A 23,929-nucleotide genomic window follows, 5' to 3' on the forward strand; every position below is an offset into this window, starting at 1 on the left:
AATGTCATTAACATAGTAAGTGAAATATTGTTATAAACGAAGTGGATAGTGAATAGTAAATAAGTTGATATTTCTTTAAATGACCTATTGCAAGTTTGTACATTGGGTTATTGATTTAAAATAATTGCCTATTAATTTAAATCAGTAAACCAGCGACTTGAAGAAAGCTGATATCTGTTATCTATTATAGTACAGGGGTGTTATTTGTGTTATTTTTTTAGAGGAGTTTAAATGTTTATTCATTGCAAGAAGAATGATGATGAATTATCATTGTTCCAGTTCTTTGATTTTTAATTAAAATTAGAGAGTGTGTATACCTAATATTACAGCGAGCCTGACCGTTATCGCCATAAAGGAAAGTTACTGCACAGGTGATTACGTGGCTTATGCAGCACTCCCGGAAGAAAAGTATCCTTTTGAAAATATCATTAAAATCACTAACCGTTTAATATGGTTATATTATATAAATCCTAAATCAATCAGATAATAATTAAAATAAAATTAATAATATCTTTTTATACTTACGTTAGTAGTAAACACAATGTAATACTTCCAGATGATGTGGTGGCTGCCGAAAATACCCGGGTTGCTTTTTCACTTTTATTAACAGCCTACTCCTCTGGGTCACCGATAAAAATTATGAGGTGTTATAAGGACGGGCTTGTGGCGTTTGGAATGGGGCAAAATAGGCTTTAAATAGGATACATTATGGCGATAGGACGGGGATGATATCGGTTTAGGCATCCCTGCCTATGTCGATTGGTACTTTTGTAACGCTGAACGGCTTTCAAGAGTGCGGCCGCAGGTCAGTAATACACTGTTACAGATCAACTCCAGTGTATTGCGCAAAGCACTACAGGCCGGATTATGATAAATAGTGATATCTACCATTACTCACTCTCTTTTTGTTTAGCGGGAGATCCGGCCCATAATTAAAGTGTTATTAAAACGACAGGCGCAGTGCCAGTGCAGACAAAGTCACAAAAAGAACCGGAATGGTCATCACTATCCCGACGCGGAAATAATAACCCCATGAGATGATGATATTTTTCTGCGCGAGAACATGCAGCCAAAGTAACGTTGCCAGACTCCCGATAGGAGTGATTTTAGGTCCCAGATCACTGCCAATAATATTGGCGTAAATCATAGCATCTTTGATAACACCCGTTGCCATACTGGATTCAACAGACAGTGCACCAACCAGAACGGTAGGCAGGTTATTCATCACTGATGACAGAATTGCTGTCAGGAAACCGGTGCCCAGTGTCGCTCCCCAAAGGCCGTAATCAGTTAAGGTATTCAGTATGCCAGACAGAACATCGGTGAGACCGACATTACGCAGGCCGTACACCACCAGATACATCCCAAGTGAAAAAATAACGATTTGCCAGGGTGCCTTTTTCAGTACGTTACCTGTATTGATCACATGACTTCGGCGAGCAACCAGCCAGAGGACAAGAGCGGCGACAGCGGCAACCAAACTTACAGGGACGCCTAAAGGCTCAAGAGCAAAGAAACCTGTCAACAACAGGGCAAGTACAATCCAACCGGTTTTGAATGTGCGCACATCACGAATAGCCTCACGCGGTAATTTCAATTTCGCAACGTCATAGGTCTTCGGAATATCTTTGCGGAAAAACCAGTGCAACATGGCAAGAGTAGCGGTGATAGCAGCGATATCAACCGGTACCATTACTGAGGCATAATCATGAAATCCCAGTTTGAAGAAGTCAGCAGAGACGATATTCACCAGATTGGAGACGATCAACGGTAAACTGGCCGTATCAGCAATAAATCCCGCTGCCATGACGAATGCCAGCGTGGCTTCCCGGCTGAAACCGAGTGCCAGAAGCATCGCAATCACTATCGGGGTCAGAATCAATGCCGCCCCATCGTTTGCGAACAACGCGGAAACACTGGCTCCGAGCAAGATAATGTAGGTGAAAAGCCAGCGGCCTCTGCCCCCTCCCCAACGTGCAACATGCAGGGCTGCCCATTCAAAAAAGCCCGATTCATCAAGCAACAGACTAATGATAATAACAGCGATAAAGGCTGCTGTTGCGTTCCAGACAATTTGCCACACCACTTGAATATCACTGATATGGACAACACCCGTGATCAAGGCAAGTGTGGCACCAATGACCGCACTCCAGCCAATGCCAAGCCCCTTTGGTTGCCATATCACCAGAATCAGAGTCAGAATAAAAATTGCCCCTGCAAGCCACATAGTTTTCTCCTAAATATACATATGTGAAAAATCGAATTTGTTTGAATAAATTTTTTTCTTGTTACTGACAGACGGATTTACCGTTTGTTGTCGAGTTGATCTTCTGAAGTCGCGTACTCAACTGAGCTACCTCAGCCTGCTGACATTGAAACGCCTGTTCAAGGACATTAGCTGCCCAGACAGGGAGATGTGGAGACAAACGATAGTAAATCCACTTGCCTTCACGACGATCTAAAAGCAACCCAGCTTCGCGAAGCATGGCCAGATGGCGCGAGGTTTTAGACTGCGGTTCCTGAAGTGCCGTTGAGATATCGCAAACACACAGCTCGCCGGTCTCACGTAGCAACAACATGATACGGAGGCGCGTTTCATCCGAAAGATATTTGAAAAAATGAAGCGGGGTAAGCTGAGTCATAAATACTCCTAATGAAGAAACGCGCTGGATGCGTAGTGGCGGATGCTGGGCAATAAATGCCGAAAGTACGTGAACCACGACTCTGGCTCCATATTCCGGTCTGGCGATGATACACAGCATGCCTCTCAGGCCTGTAGATTGCAGCGTTAGAGCTATTTGGCCCGACCCTGCCTTTATCATGAATGGTGGGGATGCGGAGGCATTTATCAGATTATTCCTTTCTGGGTAAAGGTAACCCGTGTTGCTTCATTCAGATCCATGGTTTTCATGGCTTCTGGTGACACCCACGCAATTTCCTGAAATTCTTCGTTGAGTGTAATGTTCCGGTTGGTACTGATATAGTCAAAGATGAGGTAAATCATGTAAATTTCTTCGGTGGTGCCATCCGGATACGTTTTAATCCGGATATCATCACGAAAAGCCCAAGGTTTCACTTCCGTTATTTCCAGAGCTTCACCCAGTTCTTCCCTGATTTCTCGTCTCAGTGCTGCTTCCATTGTTTCATTGGGCTCCATTCCTCCTCCGGACAACGCCCACTGACCCGGAAAAACACCACGATCAGATGCCATCTTACAAAGCAGGTATTCTCCATTATTCTGAATGATAGGACAGACAATTGTTCTTTGACGCATATCACCTCCGCAGCATATTTATTTTATTGATAATAATATCAGAAAATTCGTTAAGAGAATGTTCTGCGGAATAATTAAGGAAAACGATAAGGTCTGGTATGTTAGGTATCATCTGAACTAATATGTAGTAGTTCAGATTTGATCTCACAGCCATCCACTTTAATCCAATGCCTGTCAGACTAAATCTGAACTGCTACAACGAAGCGAAATACTTACTGGCACTCAAAGATCGAAAGTCGCCTTTGCTTAAAGAATAAAAATCTTATCGAATGTCTCAGGTGTAAAGCGGACTTTGGAAAATTTTAAATCCCCCACAACTCAACAATTAATAGACTGCCAGTGTAATGAGTTACAAGCTAGCTGAGAAACTTTCACCTTCAACGATAATAGCTAAGCGAAATATTTCTGAGTATTGTAGCTATGTTCCACTATTGCATTCCCTCCAATTGAGAGTAGGCTTTGTATTAACAAAAATCATAAACTCCCACTGGAATGACTGTAAATCAACCATTATGATTGCATTTAGCATAGGGTTAGTAAGGGATCATGAGGCAGCTTATACTCTTTTATAACATGATCTTTTTCTGGTGAACTTATTATAAGAAAGGTAAAAGTGATGGGTGATAATTCGAATAAAGAAGATGCGGTGAAACAATTGGCATCAGAATTTAAACTTGATAAGTTTTCTCGAATTCGCTCAGATAAGTCGACGAAGCAGATAATAAAGGACATCTATGATGCAGTTATTTATATCAAGAATGATAAAGAATATGAAGAAAAAAGAAATGAATGGGATGTAGTAAGAGCTCTCAACTGGCTTGCAATTGCTGCAATAGTAATTTTCTTCTTTTCGGTCAGTAAAAGGGGAAACTCTGATTTTTTAGAGGGGATGAAGTTATATGCGTACATTCTTTCAGTTATTCTTTCTGCTATCTGGATAGGCGTCAATATCGAAAGAACTCATTTATTCAGGGAGCTTTGGAAGTTTGGTATAACAAAACTAATTATATCACTTTTTTTTACGGCCCTTGTTGTTTTTTCTACTGCGACGGCATCATCAATTATCAACGATATATTCGGTATAGATGCATCATTTTTTCCGTTTACGAGAAGCTTATTAACTGCGTATATATTCTTTAGATATGCATCTCAACTTGTATATCTCCTTATATTTTCCGCGCTCTTGAACCTATTTCCAATAGGTGCTTATTTTAAATACCGTTCAGATGAAAAAAACAACTTTGATTTTCCTTGGCAATCACTAGTATTTATTATTTTGACGTTGGTGTTCAGTTATTTTACATGGGGATGGAGCGGCAGTAATTTTGACAGCGACACTTTAAATTATAAAGTTTATCTTCTTGCTCATCAACTTGATTTTAACGACAACAACCTATGTGAAAACCTTAGGGGCGAAAAAACTAGTGTAATTTTTTTAGGTCAAAATCAGGCTCAAATTCTTGTTGACTACAATACTGTAAAACCAGATAGTATTTTTAGCTTTGTTGATGGTTACACCATACATGGAATAGAAAATAAAAATCTTAAAGTAATGTCTTGCGATTATTGACTGATGGTAATGCCCTTAATACATTATTTATCCGGTGCTCCGTAAAAGCTTGACCTTTAGGTCGGGGGAGGATATCAATGTTAGTAATACCTTCTTGCCATCAGATAGCCTTTTATATCGCAAAGGTGGTAAGTCTGCTTTTCGCTCATAGCCGACCGTCAGATTTAATCATGCCCTACGAATAGGATAACGTCAGGTCAAGTCGCAGCTAATACAACTAATACACTTAAATCTAGCCAATCAATTGTCCTTGTACGTTTGCGATATCAATTGACACAATGCAACCTGCATTAAAATGTAGATAGTCATCTTCGATACCGTCAGAAAAAATCACGCCATTTTCAGGCATCAACGATTCCAATTGCAACGGTGAACGCTCCTCAATCGTGCCAAATACTAGCTGTATGCCCGTTGTTTTACTGGGAAAAGGCTCTCGTACACTGAATTGAAGCTTTCTCTCCCCCCAACCATATCCCTGAGACAGAGGGTGATAATCTGCCCCCATGATGGCCTGGGCTCCAGCTAAGATAGACTGAAACCATCCAGTTGAGCCCAATCCTGTTGAAACAATGATGCCAGATGAAGATTGGAGTTCTTGCTGCCCTTGCCACTTGATCATATAGCGCGCTGAAGTGTGGCTTTTGGGGCCAATAAACAAGTCATTCACCGCTAGTAATGTCTGACCATCGTTTGTAGTGGCCTGAGCAAAGGTAACGGATTTATTTGGCATCTTCTTTTTTATTGTATTCATAACAACATCACGAAGCTGACCAATTTCAAAAGGTAATAACTTACCGTCCCAGCGGGTAGGGTCAGGGTTAACGGCAATTACGGGTTGACCATTTAAGTATTTCAATGTATTAGCTACCAGACCATCCTGTCCTATCACAATCACGATATCGTGAGAAGAAAACTGATAGCTCGGCAGTAATGATCTTTCTAGGAGTTGGAACCGTCCTAACGCTTTAAGGACGGACTCTGCCTGGATTAACTGTTTTTGGTAGTGGTCATGTTCTGCAAGATAATCATCGGATTCGACATTATTATGCTCCAAATAAAATTTCGCCTGTGGCCATGTATTGAAACGCTCGATCAGCTCCTGTAATCGGGTTTTTCGGGTAACTAAGATAAAGCGAATATTCTCTATCCCATTCATGCTTTAGTCCCTTTTTTCATCATTTGACCAAATAAATCAGGAGAGATATTTAGTTCACCGATTTTGCCTGCATTCTGTGCCAAAGATTCAAATGCCATTGCTACTAACTGTTCTGGATTCATTTTAGCCAGTGCCATTGCTTTCAAATTCTCAACAGGCAACTCGCGATAAGCTTTCATTTTCGCTTCGATAGCATAAGCATCTGCATCTGACTGAGTTCGCTGATTTTCAACACGTAACGTGACAAGTTCATTGCGCTTCGCTTCTGCATTCACTTCTGCAATGAGTTTTTCTTGCTCTATTTCCGCTCTTTCGCGTAACAGAGTTCGTTCGTTTTCCAGGCGCGCCTCTTCGATTTCCTGTTGTTTGTTCTGTACAGATAAATCCGTTTCTAATTCCGCCTCTCTGATCATGCGTTCTTGTTCGACAGAAAATTTTCGTCTGGCATAAATAGCATCGTCGGCTTCCTTTAGTATCGACTCCCTCGCTTCAGCTTCAAGAGCTTTTAAGGTTTCTGGCGAAGGTGTGATTGCAGCAATCGACACATCGATAATATCAATACCGAGAGTTTCTAATGCTGACTGTGTATTCAGTTGATTACTTAAATGGATTACTAATAACTGGCTCATTAATAATGCTTCACGCATTGATGTGGTTTGTATTTTTGCCTGAATCAATGTTTGTGCACTGCGTACCACTTTATCACTCAGTTTTAACGGGTCTTCGGAAGCATAAGATTTACCATCTTGTGTCAAGTTGTAATTCAGTACACCCGCCGTTTTTTCGGGAGCTTTTATCTGAAATGTGATTTGGCCTTGAATACGTAAGCTTTGGAAATCCGCTGTTTGAAGATTAAAAATAAACGGCGCTTCTAGGGCATTCAATGGTAATGCCGCAATAGAGGTTGTTGTCGCGTTGTACCAAAAACTGATCCCTTTACCTTGTTTAATTACCTTGCCATTGACCGATTTAATGACGAAGGTTGATGAGTCTGCTTTGAAATAATTAATGTTAAACATAGCTATCTCCAATTAGTGTCTCTATGACAATAATTAAATATTGTCTTATTGACACTAATTAGTCAAGGATTAAGTGTCTTAATGACAAAATATTTTTTTAACGTATGATCGTCTTCATGGATAACCAAATGACTCAGTGATAATTAAGCCAATGAATGAAAGTGAATATCTAACCCACTACGATAGAAAGGCCTACCTTTCACCCCTTCTTAGTGTTGATGCTGTGCTGTTTACCTATCATGATGAAACCTTGAAGGTGCTTCTTGTTGAACGCGCGAACCATCCCGATAAAGGTATGTGGGGGCTACCGGGAGGATTTGTTGATGAAGATAAGGACGGTACACTTGAAGAGACGATCTTAAGGAAGTTAAAAGAAAAAACAGGCGTGATCCCTCCCTATATTGAGCAGCTATGTACTGTTGGTAACAGCCAGCGCGATAAACGGGGATGGTCCGTCACTGTATGCTATACCGCGCTGATTGCTTATCAAACCTGTGAACATCATATTGATGCTGTCGAATCCGTTAAATGGGTTCCTATTGACGAAATAGAAACAATGTCGCTGGCCTTTGACCATACGCAGCTGTATCAGCAAGCCCGGGAAAGACTACAACAGAAATCACTGTATTCCATCGTACCAGGATTTGCATTACCTGAAGTTTTTACGCTGACGGAATTACAGCATGTCCATGAAGTACTAATTGGCAAAACATTACAAAAAAAATCTTTCAGACGCCGTTTAGAGCAAGCCGATTTATTAATTGATACTGGTGAGAAACGCCATGAAAGAGGCCGCCCAGCTAACTTGTATCGTCTCAAGGCGGAATCTGCCGATTACCGCTTTATCCGTAACTTAGAGTTTTAATCTATCTACAAATATGAGCCAGATGTAGTGACCAATGAAAATTGGTGCTCATAAATATTGAATTAGCTCCACTCACTTACAGTGGAGCTAATTCATCTTTTACCTTATCTAACAATTACCCTCTGAGCGATTCACTCCAATAGCATGATTTTGATTTATAACTTCAGCCAATTCACATATTGTTGGATGAGAAAACAGCAGTGCGAGTGGGATCTCCATATTCTGTTTCCGCATACGGGCTAATAATTGTACCGCTGTTAATGAATGGCCTCCCAGTGCAAAGAAATTATCATGGCGACCTATTTGTTTCTGTTCCAATAATTCCTGCCATATTTCTGCCAGAGCAATTTCTACATTACCAAGTGGTGCCTGATAGACTACAGCAGCAGGTTGGGCTGAAATTTGCATAGTTGGTGGCAGGTTAGTCTGAGCGGCAGTAAAGTTCTCCAGTAATTTCCGGTGTTCAGTGGTCGGCAGAGTAGAAATATCCATGATCGGTTTTTGGGGCTCATTTTCCAGTGCTTGTACCAGATCGGACAACGTTGCGGTCATACAGGTAATCAGATAAGCCGGATCAATTCCCGCAACTGACTGAGCACTCAGCAGGAAGCCTTTACTTAAGTCATCTACTGCCAGATAAAGAGGATAATTCGTCCTTTCCTTACCGGTTACCAGATGTATGCCTTCCCATAGCGTGTTGGTGACATTTGACTGGCTATGACGATAGTTCAGCAGCGTGTTAAAAAGTGGCAGAGGAGGTGTAATGTTGCTACAGCGCTGTGCTTGTGCCAGTGATGCTTGTTCGTGTTCAAGTAATTGTGTCAGGCTGCGATAGGCTGCTTTCACGGTTTCCTGCACACTGTTTTTTTCCAGCCGGATACGCACAGGCAGGGTGTTAATAAACAGCCCCAGTGTTTGTTCAATACCAGTATTTCCCTGCATTCGTCCCAGCAAAACAGTACCGAAGACCACATCATCCCGCCCGCTTATTTTTGCCAGTACCTGTGCCAGTGCAACGTGGAACAGTACACCGGGGCTGACTCCCTGACGGCTTGCCTGTTTACGGACGGCTCTGGACAGAGATGCACTCAGTGGTTTGATAACTTCAATTATCTGCCTGTTTTCACTGTAGATATCCAGTATTCCGAAAGGAGCGGTAGGCGTATCCACGTTGGCAAGCATTTCACGGAAGAAGGCTTCGTGATCTGCTATCGGTATACGCAGAGACTGGGCGATAAAGTGGCGGTAAGGCAGTGCCGGAGGCAGTGGTTCAATGCGTTGGTGCAGCAGCTCCCTGATTTCAGCGATGATATGATCCAGCGACATATGGTCATTAAGTATGTGGTGACAACAGAAAGCCAGCAGCCACTCACCCTGATGCGGATCATAGGCAATATCGGCGGAGAATAACGGTGCACGGCTGATATCAAGGCGATGCTGACAAGGCTCGGTGTACGCTAGCAACTGAGCCGGAATGTCTTCGCTATCTGTATCCGGTATAAAGGTCTTGATATGCAGGGTTGCCTGACGCCAGACAACCTGTACCGGCTGGGTTAACCCTGCCCAGCAGATGGCTGTGCGCAGGATATCATGGCGATTAATGAGTTGTTGCAAAGCGTTCAGAAAATCATCAAGGCGTTTACGGCTATCGAATGCAAACAGGGTATGTAGTAGATAAACATCTCCCTGCGTTTGCATCAAATGATGGAACAACATACCTTCCTGTAATGGCGCAAGAGGGTAGATATCCTGAATATTGGCGGCTCCACCGGGAATGCCAGCAGCAATCAGATCAATTTCATCTTGTGCCAGAGAAACCAGCGGCAACATGTCAGGCGTAATCGCAGTACAGTTATCAGGGATCTGGTTAGGAGGGATGGCGAATGTCGCTGGGTTATTCTCTGTGACTTGCATCGTTTTTGCCATTTCAGCCAGAATTGGTGTGACAAATACTTCACGGATATTAAGATCCCAGCCACGGCTGCGTAGTCGTTCGACTAAGTTGATAATCATCAGTGAATGACCACCCAGTTCAAAGAAATGGTCATAGCGCCCGATTTTTTCCAACCTCAATAATGCCTGCCAGATCTCAGCCAGCACCATTTCTGCTTCACCCTGCGGTTCTATATAAGTCCGGGTAACGACAGAAGTCAGATCCGGTACAGGCAGTGCCTGACGGTCGAGTTTTCCGTTAGGGGCCAGTGGGAACGCATCCAGCATTACAAATGCGCTGGGTAGCATATAGTCAGCGAGATATTGTGCAAGTTGTCGGCGTAGCTCCGCAGGTTCCGGTTTTGCATCGGGTTCAGCGATAAGATAGGCAACAAGGCGTTTATCATGCCCTGTTTTTGAGTAAGAACCCTCTTCGCGGGCCAGCACGATAGCTTCACGTATACCCTGACACTGGAGCAGTCTGGTTTCAATCTCGCCTAACTCAATACGAAAGCCGCGGATTTTAACCTGAAAGTCATTGCGGCCGAGGTATTCAATATTGCCGTCAGCGCGCCAGCGAGCCAGATCACCGGTCTTATACATACGGGCATCGGGCTGTTTGCTAAAAGGATCAACAACAAATTTTTCGGCAGTCAGCTCCGGTTGATTTAAATAACCCCGCGCAACACCCATTCCTCCGATGTGGATTTCGCCACTGACACCGATAGGAACCGGTTGACCAAATGTATCCAGAATATAGATGGAGGTATTGGAGAGCGGGCGCCCAATCGGGATACTGTGAATGATGGGGGAAATATGATTGTTGCTGCCCATCATCATTTCCCTGTTGACCATTATCGCAGTCGCAGTAATGGTGATTTCTGTCGGGCCATAAGCGTTGAACCAGCGGCAGTCTGCTGTTTCCGGGCATGAAAGCCAGTCTATTAAACAGCGGGGTTCTACTTTATCCCCCCCAACAATCAGAGTGTGAATGCAGGAACTGAAACCGCTGCGCCCGGCTTTTATCTCCTGCCCCCAATGATGCCAGAAAGCGGTCGGTACATTAACGATCGTGACTTTCTGTTCACGGATGAAGTCGACAAAAGTGCTGTCCGGTACTTTGAGATAAGAAGGACGAAGTACCAGTGTAGCGCCGGAGGCCAGAGTAGGAAAAATATCTGATACTGAAATATCAAATGCGAAAGTAACAAACTGGAGCACACGATCTCCCGGGCCGGGTTCACTAATTTGACAGTGAGCGCCAATAAGGCTGACCACATTGCGGTGTTCGAGCATAACGCCTTTCGGCTTTCCGGTTGAACCGGAGGTGTAAATGAGATAAGCCAGATGATATGCCTGAATTCCTGTTTGCTGCCTGTCAGGATTATCGGCAGATTGTTTTTGCATACAACCCCGATGAGTTTCATCATCCAGTAACCAGATGGGGATATTTCGTATCGGTAAGCGTGTTTGTAGATGTTTCTGGGTCAGTAATATGACGGGCTTACTATCAGTGAGCTGGTATGTCAGCCGTTCGACGGGGTATTCCGGATCAAGCGGAACGTAACCGGCCCCTGCTTTTAAGATCCCCAACAGACCGACAATCATATCCAGCCCCCGCTCAACATGAATTGCCACCCGATCATCAGGACTAACGCCAAAGGCAATCAGGCTGTGTGCCAGTTGATTAGCAAGACGGTTCAGTTTTCTATAACTCAATGACTGCTCTTCAAAGATCACTGCTGTTGCATCGGGTGTACGTTGTACTTGTTCTTCGAACAGCTGATGAATCAACATATTCTGTGAAAAACCGGTAACCGGGTTTTGGGCAGGATGATTACTCTGAACTGGCGGAATATCGTTGAAATCAGTCAATAACTGCTGACGCTCGGCAACCGATAACATAGGTAGAAAGCTAATAGCCTGCGTTTCATCTAATGTCATGGCTGCCAGCACATTGGTGAGATAACCCACGATGCGCTGAACCGTTGCTCTGTCAAACAGACTGGATGCGTATTCCAGATAACCGCTGAGTCCATCCTGAGTTTCGGTCAGTGCCAGTGTCAGATCAAAATAAGCGGTGCTGTGCGGTTGCTCCATTAGTGAAGCGGATAATCCCGGTAATTCGAGGGACGGTACGGTTGTATTGTTCAGCGCTAGCATAACCTGAAAGATCGGGTTATGGCTCAGGCTGCGTTCAGGATGCAGAATTTCCACTAACTGTTCAAAAGGCAGCTCCTGATGAGCGTAAGCTGCAAGCGAGCGCTCACGGACATGGGTGAGTAAATCCGCCACGGAGTGGCACTGTTCAGTTTCGATACGTAAAGGCAAGGTATTGACAAAAAAGCCAATTAATCCTTCGAGTTCACTGTGTGAACGATTGGCAACAGGTGTGCCGATAACGATATCGTTCTGCCCGCTTAACCGGGTAAGTACAATTCCCCAGGCAGTGAGCAATGTCATAAACAGAGTCGTGTTTTGGCGTTGTCCGAACGTTTTGAGTGCAGAGAGCAAATCAGCACTCAGATGAACAGGAATATGATCTCCTGTGTAATTTTGTTCTGGCGGGCGTGGGTAATCAGTAGGAAGAGACAGTAATGCCGGTGCTCCCTGAAGCTGATTTTGCCAGAATGCTTTTTGTACAGCGAAATCCTCGCTTTGTAGCCATTTTTGTTGCCAGACAGCATAGTCAGCGTACTGGATAGAAAGCGGGGGCAAGAAAGTCTCATTTTCTCCCAGAGCAGTGGAGTAGAGCGTACTAAGTTCGCGCAGCAATATGCCCAGTGACCAGCCATCAGTAATGATGTGATGCTGGATCAGGATCAGTACGTGTTCTTTATCAGACAGTTGCAGTAACTGGCCCCGAATCATGGATTCACTGGCGAAATCAAATGGTGTCTGTCTTTCGATTTTAACCAGTTCGTTGATGCGGTTCATGCGGGCTGTTTCATCTAAACTGCGTAAATCGTGATGAGTCAGAGAAAACCCAGTATTCGGGTTATCGATATGCTGATAAGGCTGTTCATCCACCAGTACAAAACGGGTACGTAAACTTTCATGCCGGCTGACGAGATGGTCAAGTGCTGTTGCAAACGCAGCATGATCGAGATGCCCGCTCAAATGCAGGACAGTCGGAATTTGATAGGCCAGACTAATTTCGCTATTAAGACGGGTAAGAAACCACAGGCGCTGTTGCGAGAAAGAAAGGGGCAGGAGCTGGTCGCGTTCAGCGGCGGTAATGGTGGTTTGAGTTGTCACAGAAGTATTGGCGATAAGCACAGCTAAATCAGCCAGAACAGGATGAGAAAAAATCTCCTGTAAGGGCAGTTCCCGCGCCAGTTTCTGGCGTATGCGCGTGGCAAACTGGATGGCGAGCAGGGAGTGACCGCCTAACTCAAAGAAATTGTCATAACGACCAATTTGCTCCAGTTTTAGCAGTTCCTGCCAAATTTCGGCCAGCTCTGTTTCGGTTTCTCCGATAGGCGCCTGATAATGACGAGTTACCCGTGCAGCCTGATCCGGCACTGGCAGTGCCTTGCGGTTGAGCTTACCACTTGAGGTTAACGGAAAGGTATCAAGGATCACAAAGGCGCTGGGCAGCATATATTCGGCAAGGTGTTGTGCGAGTTGTTCTCTCAATTTTGCAGGATCAAGATTTGTATCAGGATCTACAAGCAGATAAGCAATTAACTGTTTATCGCCCACTGCTGTTTCACAATTAGCGGCTTTTTCATGAGAATCGTCTTCACGGGCAATGACAGCCGCTTCACGTACACCATGACATTGTGCCAGTTTCGCTTCGATTTCACCCAGCTCAATACGGAAACCTCGTATTTTGACCTGAAAATCGTTACGACCGAGATATTCGATATTGCCATCAGGTAACCATCGAGCCAGATCGCCGCTTTTATACAGACGGGCATCAGGATCTGGAGAAAATGGATCAGAAATAAAATGCTTATCCGTTAATTCAGGACGGTTCAGATAACCACGGGCAACAGCGATTCCGCCAATATAAAGCTCACCTGAAACACCAACAGGAACCGGGTTTTTCTGATTATCGAGCAGATAAATACGGATATTATCGATGGGTTTTCCGATAGGAATGCGACCAACATACCGATCCGCCACACACCGCCAGGCGGTGACATGAATTGCCGCTTCCGTCGGGCCATATAAATTATGTAACTGGCAGTGGGCAAAATAGGCCAGGCATTTCTGCTGTAAGGCATAAGGAAATGCTTCTCCACTGCATAAAATATGACGCAAAGAAAGACAACGTCCGGCGGGGATCGCACTGAGAAAGAGCTGTAGCATTGAAGGCACAAAATGGATGAAAGTAATTTTGTGTTTTTCTGTCTCTGACAATAAATAATGTGGATCTTTATGGCCTTCCGGACGAGCCAGAATCAGCCGGGCACCAAACATCAGAGGGGGAAATAACTCCCAGACCGAAACATCGAAACTGAATGGTGTTTTCTGTAAAACCCGATCTTGCGGCGTTAACTGATATGTTTTTTGTGCCCAGAATAAACTATTGATAACAGCACAATGTTCATTCATCACCCCTTTTGGCATGCCGGTTGAACCAGAGGTATAGATCACATAAGCCAGATGGTGTGAGGTTAAACCCAGAGTGTCAGGGTCTGGATTATTGTCTGGCATGTCTGCTAGCAAACATTCACCATTGCTCAGATTGACAATCGGTATGCTATCGGTCAGCCGATGAGCGAGATTAACAAAGGGTGTTTGAGTGAGCAGGGCAACAGGTGCCGAATCTTCAAGCATGTAAGCCAGACGTTCAGTTGGCTGGTGGGGGTCGAGCGGAACATAAGCCCCTCCGGCTTTTAGAATTGCGAGCAATCCTACGATCATTTCCAGACTGCGCTCAGTACAGATGGCTACCCGATTGTCAGGACGTACACCGAGGGTCAGCAGATAATGAGCTACCCGATTGGCCTGACGGTTGAGTTCGGCATAACTTAACGACTGTTCTTCAAAAATCACCGCAATCGCATCAGGCATGTGTTGAGCCTGTTTTTCAATCAACTGATGAATAAACGTTGGTCGGGAAATAGCAGTTGTATTGGGAGGGAATACCACATCCTGATAAGGCAGTGTTTCCTGATAGGATTGTGTTGTGTTGAAATCCACCAGCAGTTGTTGGCGCTCTCTGGCCGGTAAAATCGAAATATTCAGAATTGGCTGGTGGGGTGAGGTTTCCAGCGCATTAACCAATCCAGTCAGGGCGGTGGTCATGTAGTTGATCAGACGAACGGGTTCTATATCTGATAGGCTCTGAGCAACCAGACTGAATCCATCGCCCCAGTCATCCACAAACAGACCAAACGGATAGTTAATTCTCTCTTCCTGCATCAGCAAACGAATCCCTTCCCATTTATTAAAAGTAAGGTTCGACTGACTATGACGATAGTTAAGCAGGGTGTTGAAGAGCGGTAAAGAGGGTGCCACGCCACTACAGTTCTGAGCCTGTGTCAGTGTGGCCTGTTCGTGTTCCAGCAATCTTATCAGGCTGAGACTAGTTTCCTGAATAGTCGCCTGTACGCTGTTATTCGCCAGTTTAACCCGGATAGGCAGGGTATTGATAAGCAAGCCCATCGCCTGATTGATACCGGTACTGCCCTGCATTCGTCCTAATAAAACCGTCCCGAATACCACATCATCGCGCCCGCTGACTTTTGCCAGAACCATAGCCAGAGCGGTATGAAACAGGATACTGGGGCTTATTCCCTGACGTTTGGCCTGTGTACGGATAGCTTTGCCTAGTTTGGCATCAATAGGTTGTCTGGCCTCTGCTATTTCTTTATTTCCGCTATGAACATCCAGTATCCCGAAAGATAACGTTGGTTCCTCCACATCAGAGAAGGCTTCACGAAAATAGTCTTCATGAGCTGAGGCCGGAACATTCAGGGCTTGGGCAACAAAGTTGCGGTAAGGTAATGTCGGGGACAGTTTTTGAGTATGGTTGCCTAATAATGCACTGATTTCACTAGTGATACTTTCCAGTGTTACATGGTCACAGGCTAAGTGATGGATACACAATGCCAGTAACCACTCATCCCGTAGTGGATCATAAACAATGTCAGCAGAGAATAACGGCGCCTGACTGATATTAAGGCGATACTGATGAGGATCAGTGTGTGCCAGCAATTGTTCAGGAATATCCGATTCACTATTTGTTAAATGACGATCTGGAGAAAATGTCTTAATACTCAGAAGAGCCTGACGCCAGACAACCTGAACGGGTTGTTCCAGTCCCTGCCAGAAGACAGAAGTATGCAGAATATCGTGACGGTTAATAACCTGTTGTAAGGCTGACAAAAAGCTATCCAGTCGTTCACGGCTGTCAAAGGCGAGCAAATTGCGTAGCAGGTAAGTGTCGCCCTGTTGCTGCAACAGATAATGGAACAAAATCCCTTCCTGTAGCGGCGTGAGCGGATAAATATCCTGAATATTGGCAGCGCCTCCGGGAATGGCAGCGGTGATGGCATCAATCTCATGCTGGGACAGGGAAACCAGCGTCAGCATGTCGGGGGTAAGGGCAGTACAGCCGTCAGGAATGAGATTGGCGGGTACAGTGAATGCAGGCATGTTTTCCTGCTTCATATTTTTCTGAGTGGCATCCTGCTGAACTGAGAGTATCGCTTGAGCCATCTCATTCAGTACTGGGTTAGCGAATACAGTCTGGATGCTGATAACCCAGCCCATATTTCCCAGTTGTTCTATCAAACTCACCGCTAACAGTGAGTGCCCACCCAGTTCGAAAAAGTGATCGTAGCGGCTGATATATTTCACGCCGAGCAATTTTTGCCAGAGTTGGCTCAGCACTGTTTCAAGCTCTCCTACGGGAGCCTGATAACTGCGTGTGACGATTGAAGTGTGATCGGGTTTGGGCAGAGCTTGTCTATCCAGTTTTCCACTGGTCGTCAGAGGAAAAGTATCAAGTGTCACAAAGGCGCTGGGTATCATATATTCAGCAAGGTGTTGTGAGAGTTGTTGCCGTAGCGCCATGGGTTCCAGTCTGGCATTGGCTTCAGGCAGCAGGTAGGCAACCAGATGTTTTGATACTGAACTATGTTCATCCGGTGCGTCTTGATCGGTCGGCGCGTCACAAGAAGGGTTGTCATAAGGCAGTACCACGGCTTCGTGTACGCCCTCACACTGATGCAGCCTCGCCTCGATTTCACCCAGCTCAATACGCAGGCCTCGCAACTTAATCTGAAAATCATTGCGACCGAGATACTCAATTCTACCGTCAGGTAGCCACCGTCCCAGATCGCCGGTTTTATACATACGAGCCCCGTTATCAGCAGAAAACGGATCGGTGAGGAAACGCTCGGCAGTCAGTTCGGGACGGTTCAGATAGCCACGGGTAACACAGGCACCAGCGATATAAATCTCTCCTGTAATATTCGGAGGAACGGGCTGGTGGTATTTATCAAGAATATAAATTTGGGTATTGGCGATGGGATAGCCAATAGGAGGTGCTTTGCTTTCCTGACTGTCACACTGGCCAAAGGTAGCACAAATGGTCGTTTCTGTCGGGCCATAGGCATTGATCATCCGTCGTCCTTTCGCCCAGCGCTTAACCAACGTAGGCGGACACGCTTCACCTCCCACGAGCAGAGTTTGCAGCGTTGCAGGAAGATAATCCACTGTTGCCAGTACACTGGGGCATAACAGTGCAAGAGTAATGGCATGAGTTTCTAAATAATGAGACAGGATTTTTCCGGGCAGAAGGTCTTCCCGTCTGGCGAGGTAAAGACGCGCTCCGGCTATTAATGCCATGCAGAATTCCCAAATACAGGAATCGAAACTATTTGAGGAAAATTGTAAGACCCTGCTTTCTGGCGTGATGTTAAGTTTATTCTGCTGAGTCGTTATCAGATTACACAGGCTGCGATGCTCAACCATGACACCTTTCGGCTGACCTGTTGAACCGGAGGTATAAATAACATAAGCCAGATGACGGGAAGTGAGTCCCAGTGCCTGAATATTCGGATTTTCTGCCGAGCTTTCATCTAAAACTGAATATGGCGGGTTATCAAGCAGTATAATTGGCAGGTTCTTATTCCATTTTTCTGTTATTGCTGATTGAGTCACCAGTGCGACAGGCTCTGCATCATTGAACATATATATCAGCCTGTTGCTCGGATAAGCCGGATCAAGGGGCACAAAGGCACCACCAGCCTTGAGGATCCCTAGTAACCCGACCATCATTTCCAGACTGCGTTCAATACAAATAGCAACTCGATCATCAGGCCGGATACCAAGCGCAATCAGGTGGTGTGCCAGACGATTGGCTCGTTTGTTCAGCTCAGCATAGGTTAATGACTGGTTTTCGAAAACCAAGGCAATAGCATTCGGAGTGCGTTGTACTTGTGCTTCGAACAACTGATGAATCAGGGCATCCTGCTGAAATTTCACCTGAGTGGCGTTGAAATCCACTAATACCTGCTGACGCTCGATATCGGGCAGAATAGGCAGATTAACTATTTTCGTACTTGCTAGGGAAGGTGTTTCCAGTGTAGTGACAGCGGCATCAAGCAGAACGGCAAGGCGGGAACGGAGTGTTATTAGCTCCTGATGGCTCAGATAATCAGGAGAAGCATAGAGTTCAATGGAAATAGGAGGAGGCGTAGTATTAGAGCTGGCTCTATTTGTATATTGCTTTATTTTTACAGTCAGTGGATAAGGTATCCCGGACTGCATGTCAAAAAGTTTGATTCTGGTATCCTGTCCTTCTATCCCGAAATTAACTTCAATCGACTCCAGAGATAAGGTGATATGAAATAACTTCGTATTCTCTGCTTTTTGCCGGGAATGGAGTTGTCGGTTAAGTTCTACAGTCGTGAAGCGTTGGTGTTTATGACAACGCTGCATTTCAGCGGCGACTTTATCCATGAGATCATGAAAAGTATCTTCCGGCTCAATGGTGATGCCAATCGGGAATACTGCTGCAATCATCCCTACAGTTTGTCTTTGTTTCGAATTTTTGCGGTTGTGTAGGGGAATACCTATAACAATTTCATTGATATCTGTTGTCCGGGCAAAATAACAGGCCAGAACAGCATACATAAAATACAGGAGTGGTAGTTTCCGCCCGCCAATAGTTTTTTCCAGGCGCTTAAAAAGATCCTGTTCCAGTGGCCAGATAACGGGTTGTGCGATAACAGGTACGGATGGTTTATCACTTGACAGATGACTGGCGTGGGCAGGTTTGAGTAGTGGAGGAGGCAATTTTTCATACCTCTGTAACCAGAATTGCATGTCGTGAGAATAGTGTTCTGAAGAAAAGTATTTGAGCTCATCCCTAACGAAATCCAGATAAGAGAAAGCAACCTTATCCGCTATTTCTCCTTGCACCAGCCGGTTATAGGTATCGAGAAGTTTTTCAGAGAATATAAACATGCTTGCACCATCAATAATCAAATGATGGCAGCAAAACTGCCAATATCGGCAGGTATTGCTTATTCGCAGTAAACTGCTTCGCCACAGCACATCATCCAGTTTAAATGGCCGTATCAACTGGGCATTTATATGCTCTTTCACTCGGATTTCTGCATCGGGATATGATGAAAAATCGAGAATATCCATGGTAATAGATTGTGGCCTGACAACCTGTTGCTCAGGTAAGCCGTGTGTACTGATAAATCGCAGATTCAGAGAATCATTACTATAAACAACCTGTTCAAAGGCGCGGACAAATATTTCTTCATTCAACTCACCTTCGACACAGATAAACATGTTGATATGGTAGTCGTAAGAGTGAGGCCGAAGAGCCTGATCAAACCAGATGGCCTGCTGAGGAGAGCTAAGAGGATAGGTATTCGAAACAGGTTGATGGTTATCACGAATTGCTGAGGTAATTTGTGAAGAGTGCTCATGTAACATTCTCATTTCTCCTTGATAAGAGTCCGGCTTTAATTCTTATCCATTTGAAAAAATAGATGTATATCGCCTTGGGCTAACCTTGATGCAAAGGAACGTAATAAGTCTGGATGGTGATATTCATGTAAAATACTCAGTGAACTATAACTTAATGAAATTAAATTAACTGAAATTAATATCAGATGTCGATATTTTTGTTGTAAAAAAGTTAATTTTAAGTGTCGATACTGTGAGGTGTGAGGCTCGGGCAAAGCGAGTCCCAGAGGTTATTTTCGGTTCAGAGAATAGCAGATGAGGGTTGAGACTAAAGCAAGTCCGGCTAAAACTATCGTCTTAACTATTACTAAACTAACAAAATCTATAAATAAAGACGATAGAATTGAATAAGTAATATTTTTCTTTGGCAGCATAAAAATGGTGCTCTTTACAGCACCATATAATTAATAATCACTGCCAGACGGTCGAACATTTCACTGAATAACCGTTCTGTAAATGGCACCAGCATCGGGAACAGCAGGGAGAGGGTGAAAATGCCGACTGTCAGCGTCAGGGGAAAGCCAACGACGAACACGGAAAGTTGAGGTGTCATGCGGTTCAGCATACCTAACGAGAAATTCAGAACTAACAATAAAGTAATGAGTGGCATTGCCAACATCATGCCATTGATAAATATCAGGCTGGCACTCTGCGCCAGTAACAGAAAACTTTTTGAATTTAACTGGGTAGTCTGAATAGGGATGGAATAGAAGGTATCCGCCAGAATGGATAATATCCATAAATGCCCGTCAAAAGCCAGAAACAGCAGCATCATCAGCATATTCAGAATACGCGCCAAGATTGGCATATTCGGGCCACCGGTCGGGTCAAAAAATGTAGCGAAGGATAGCCCCATCTGTAGACCCAGAACTTCACCGGCATGACGCACCACAGCAAAGGCAATCTGGATAGTTAATCCCAGAGCAACGCCAATCAGCATTTGCTGGATAAGAACCCAAATTCCGGCAACGGAAAAGATCGGAATTTGGGGAGACGGAATACCGGGAACCAGTAAGGCGGTGATCACTAATGCCAGCCCGATGCGGACTTTTATCGGCATCTGCTTTTCGCTGAAAATCGGGGCGATGCTGAACAATGCCAGAAGGCGCGCCAGTGGCCAGAAAAAATCACTGACGAGGCGGGAAAGTGTTTCACTGTCAAACGGGATCATGATTAACCAATAATCGTAGGAATACTGCTGAAAAGTGTGCGCATGTAATCCAGCAACAGATTGAGCATCCACGGGCCGGCAACGATAATTGTGACCACAACGGCCAGAATTTTAGGAATAAACGACAACGTCATTTCGTTTATTTGTGTCGCTGCCTGCAACAGACTGATCACTAAACCACATATCAAAGCCGATAAAAGCAATGGCGCAGCCAGCGCCAATGCGACTTTCATTGCTTCAACACCAAGTGCCATTACCGATTCTGGAGTCATAATTTTTCAAACCGTTTTCGATCTTTTTAAGAAAAGTTCCGTTAGACGTAAAAACTTTGCGCCAACGAACCAAGCAATAACTGCCAGCCATCCACCAGAACAAATAGCATCAGTTTGAATGGCAGCGATATTGTGGCGGGAGGAACCATCATCATCCCCAGAGCCATCAGAACACTGGCAACAACCAGATCGATGATCAGGAAAGGAATGAAAAGCGTAAAACCAATCTGAAACGCTGTTTTCAGTTCGCTGGTAATGAAAGCCGGAACCAGAATCCGCATCGGGACAGAATCGGCAGTTTCAAATGCTTCCTGATTCGCCAAACGGGAAAACAGAGCCAAATCGTTTTCCCGGGTCTGACGCAGCATAAACTGGCGCACAGGATGGGAACCTTTCTCCAGTGCCGTTTCCAGCGTGATTTTGTCTTCACTGAAAGGCAGATAGGCATCCTGATAAACCTTATCGAATACCGGTGCCATAATGAAAAAAGTCATAAATAACGCTAAGCCCAGCATTACCTGATTCGGTGGGGCAGAAGGTGTTCCCAGTGCATTACGCAGTAAGCCCAGTACAATGATGATGCGGGTAAAACTGGTCATCATCAGCAGTGCAGCGGGAATAAATCCCAGTGCAGTAATGAAAATCAGGGTCTGAACCGGCAATGACCAGCTTTGACCTCCATTTGCCAGCGGCTGACTGATGATGCCCGGTAATTCTGCTGCTGCATTCATGGGAAACAGTGGCAGTAACAGCGCCATAAACACAGCTGCCAGACGCGCCGGAGAAAAAATATGTGCGGCGAATTTCCGGCTTTTTATTTGATTGCCTATCATAAGGAAAACTCTATTTTTCATCGCCGTCCCTGTCGTTCCTGGTTTTTCGCTGAAGCTTATTTTTTAATAACTGGCCGAAAGGAAGCGTTTTGAGCACGGTTTCCTTTTCCGTGTCATCAGGTGGTACAGGTAACTGATGTAACATAGTGATCTGTTGAGGTGTCACCCCCAGTACCAGCCAGCTATCCTCGATTTCAACCACGACAACCCGTTCTTTTGCCCCAAGTGAACAACTGGCTTTTACATTGAGTAACCGGTGATTTTTATTTTTGGCAGGAGCAAACCCCAGACGACGGATCAACCAAGTTATGAAAAATATCAGTAACAGGATCCCGCCCAGAGCACTACTGACCTGCATCAGTGTCTGACCGGCAGAAAGGGGAGGGGCGTGTGTTACTGCTGTACCAATCGGTGCGGCATCTGATGCCGCACCACTTTGGAAAGAAGTATGAAGAGAAGGCTGGTTCGCCATCATGGTTAACGACTCAGGCGACGCATGCGCTCAGAAGGGGTGATGATATCCGTAATACGGATACCGTATTTATCGGATACGACGACCACTTCTCCTTGTGCAATCAAATAGCCGTTGATCAGGATATCCAGCGGCTCACCAGCCAGACCATCAAGCGAAACAACAGAACCCTGAGAAAGTTTCAGCAGTTGTTTGATAGTCATTTTGGTGCGTCCCAGCTCAACAGAGAGCTTGACGGGAATATCCATAATCAGGTCAATATCAGAAAGCTGGGAAAGCGCATCCTGCGGTTCAAGGCTTTCAAAAATTGACGAGCCGCTGTCAGAGGCAAGCTGTGCAGCCTGTTGTTCCAGCGCCTCTGCCCACGATTCTTCAGTCAAGCTGGTATCTGCGGGTTGTTTAGCATCACTCATTGGGCTTTTCCTCATCCAGAGCATTTAAAACAGGGTTAATCAGGTGTTCAACACGCAGGGCATACTGCCCGTTGAGTGTTCCATATTGGCTGGTGAGCACCGGCACACCATCAACGTGAACGATCAGACGTTCAGGCTTTTCAATCGGCAAAACATCGCCGCGTTTTAACTGGAGAATTTTTGACAACCGCAGGGGAATATCAGCAAAATTTGCCACCAGTTCCAGTTCGGAGTTCTGAACCTGTTTCACCAGAATGTCACGCCACTGACCGTCTTCCTGCCGTACATTTTCCACCGGAGGATTCGTCAGTAGTTCACGCAGAGGTTCAATCATGGCGAATGGAATACAGATGTTGAATTCCCCGTACAGGTCACCAATCTCCACCGTAAATGGCGTGGTGACCACGATATCGTTAGGAGACGTCGTAATATTGGTGAATTTCACCTGCATCTCAGAGCGCACATATTCCACGTCAATCTTAAAGATGGAATCCCATGCGTCACGATAGGCATCCAGTGCCAGTTTCAGCATCCGATTGATGATCCGTTGTTCGGTATAGGTGAATTCACGGCCTTCCACTTTAGTCGGGAAGCGTCCGTCACCACCAAACAGGTTATCAACGGCGATATAAACCAGACTGGGGTCAAAAGCGAACAATGCGGTTCCTCTCAACGGTTTCAGGTGAACCAGATTGAGGTTGGTCGGCACGGCCAGATTGCGGGCAAAGTCATGATAAGGCTGGATCTTAATGGCACCGACCGTAATATCCGGACTGCGGCGCAGCATATTAAACAGCCCCATCCTGAATTGGCGGGCAAAGCGTTCATTGATGATTTCCAGTGACTGCAAACGCTCGCGTACAACACGGCGCTGTGTGTGGGGATCGTAAGGACGAACCTCACTTTCCACTGACGACGTAGTTTGTTCTACGTCATCCGCAGCAGCACTGTCACCATTGAGCAGAGCATCGATCTCTGCCTGTGAAAGAATATTGTCACTCATC

General features: G+C 45.1%; 15 protein-coding genes. 2 read left to right on the forward strand and 13 right to left on the reverse strand.

Going from position 1 to position 23,929, the window contains the following annotated elements:
* Positions 1-750: 750 nt before the first annotated feature.
* The 4 genes from AACX68_RS13080 to nudI form a co-directional block, all read right to left on the reverse strand.
* Positions 751-891: a hypothetical protein gene (locus AACX68_RS13080; RefSeq protein WP_228859444.1), complete on the reverse strand. Its 141-nt coding sequence runs from the start codon at positions 889-891 to the stop codon at positions 751-753.
* A gap of 52 nt (positions 892-943) precedes the next feature.
* Positions 944-2,227, reverse strand: coding sequence for an arsenic transporter (locus AACX68_RS13085; RefSeq protein ID WP_228859445.1), 1,284 nt, complete (start codon positions 2,225-2,227; stop codon positions 944-946).
* A 61-nt stretch (positions 2,228-2,288) separates the two neighbouring features.
* Positions 2,289-2,642, reverse strand: coding sequence for a metalloregulator ArsR/SmtB family transcription factor (locus AACX68_RS13090; RefSeq protein WP_228859458.1), 354 nt, complete (start codon positions 2,640-2,642; stop codon positions 2,289-2,291).
* Positions 2,643-2,848: 206 nt separating this feature from the next.
* Entirely contained in the window at positions 2,849-3,274 is a 426-nt protein-coding gene (gene nudI, locus AACX68_RS13095; RefSeq protein ID WP_228859446.1) for a nucleoside triphosphatase NudI, read from the reverse strand.
* A 616-nt stretch (positions 3,275-3,890) separates the two neighbouring features.
* On the opposite strand from nudI, the gene AACX68_RS13100 reads away from it, so the two are divergent.
* Positions 3,891-4,844 (forward strand): Na+/H+ antiporter NhaC family protein, encoded by a 954-nt coding sequence (locus AACX68_RS13100; protein WP_228859447.1) that lies wholly within the window; start codon positions 3,891-3,893, stop codon positions 4,842-4,844.
* A 232-nt stretch (positions 4,845-5,076) separates the two neighbouring features.
* Here AACX68_RS13100 and AACX68_RS13105 read toward each other — a convergent pair whose 3' ends face one another.
* Both AACX68_RS13105 and AACX68_RS13110 read right to left on the reverse strand, forming a co-directional pair.
* Positions 5,077-6,000: a sugar kinase gene (locus tag AACX68_RS13105; RefSeq protein ID WP_228859448.1), complete on the reverse strand. Its 924-nt coding sequence runs from the start codon at positions 5,998-6,000 to the stop codon at positions 5,077-5,079.
* A complete protein-coding gene (locus tag AACX68_RS13110; protein ID WP_228859449.1) occupies positions 5,997-7,019 on the reverse strand; it encodes an SPFH domain-containing protein in 1,023 nt (340 codons plus the stop codon). Before AACX68_RS13110 ends, AACX68_RS13105 begins: the two co-directional genes overlap by 4 nt.
* Before the next feature lie 151 nt (positions 7,020-7,170).
* On the opposite strand from AACX68_RS13110, the gene AACX68_RS13115 reads away from it, so the two are divergent.
* A complete protein-coding gene (locus AACX68_RS13115) occupies positions 7,171-7,884 on the forward strand; it encodes an NUDIX hydrolase (protein WP_228859459.1) in 714 nt (237 codons plus the stop codon).
* 108 nt (positions 7,885-7,992) lie between these two features.
* Here the strand turns inward: AACX68_RS13115 and AACX68_RS13120 are convergent, their stop codons facing one another.
* The 7 genes from AACX68_RS13120 to fliM form a co-directional block, all read right to left on the reverse strand.
* On the reverse strand, positions 7,993-19,731 hold the full coding sequence (locus AACX68_RS13120) for a non-ribosomal peptide synthetase (RefSeq protein ID WP_228859450.1): 11,739 nt from the start codon (positions 19,729-19,731) through the stop codon (positions 7,993-7,995).
* Between the two features lie 421 nt (positions 19,732-20,152).
* Complete coding sequence (gene fliR / locus AACX68_RS13125) at positions 20,153-20,935, reverse strand: flagellar biosynthetic protein FliR (protein ID WP_228859451.1); 783 nt, start codon at positions 20,933-20,935, stop codon at positions 20,153-20,155.
* A 2-nt stretch (positions 20,936-20,937) separates the two neighbouring features.
* Complete coding sequence (gene fliQ / locus AACX68_RS13130) at positions 20,938-21,207, reverse strand: flagellar biosynthesis protein FliQ (RefSeq protein ID WP_099109725.1); 270 nt, start codon at positions 21,205-21,207, stop codon at positions 20,938-20,940.
* Between the two features lie 41 nt (positions 21,208-21,248).
* Positions 21,249-21,965 carry a flagellar type III secretion system pore protein FliP gene (gene fliP / locus AACX68_RS13135; RefSeq protein WP_228859460.1) on the reverse strand — a complete coding sequence of 239 codons (717 nt, stop codon included), beginning with the start codon at positions 21,963-21,965 and terminating at the stop codon, positions 21,249-21,251.
* 85 nt (positions 21,966-22,050) lie between these two features.
* Entirely contained in the window at positions 22,051-22,515 is a 465-nt protein-coding gene (fliO, locus tag AACX68_RS13140) for a flagellar biosynthetic protein FliO (protein WP_228859452.1), read from the reverse strand.
* Positions 22,516-22,517: 2 nt separating this feature from the next.
* Positions 22,518-22,925 (reverse strand): flagellar motor switch protein FliN, encoded by a 408-nt coding sequence (gene fliN / locus AACX68_RS13145; RefSeq protein WP_099120493.1) that lies wholly within the window; start codon positions 22,923-22,925, stop codon positions 22,518-22,520.
* Positions 22,918-23,928: a flagellar motor switch protein FliM gene (fliM, locus tag AACX68_RS13150; protein ID WP_099109728.1), complete on the reverse strand. Its 1,011-nt coding sequence runs from the start codon at positions 23,926-23,928 to the stop codon at positions 22,918-22,920. Before fliM ends, fliN begins: the two co-directional genes overlap by 8 nt.
* Position 23,929 lies beyond the last annotated feature (1 nt).

Source organism: Xenorhabdus sp. PB61.4 (assembly GCF_963894935.1).
Lineage (GTDB): Bacteria > Pseudomonadota > Gammaproteobacteria > Enterobacterales > Enterobacteriaceae > Xenorhabdus > Xenorhabdus stockiae.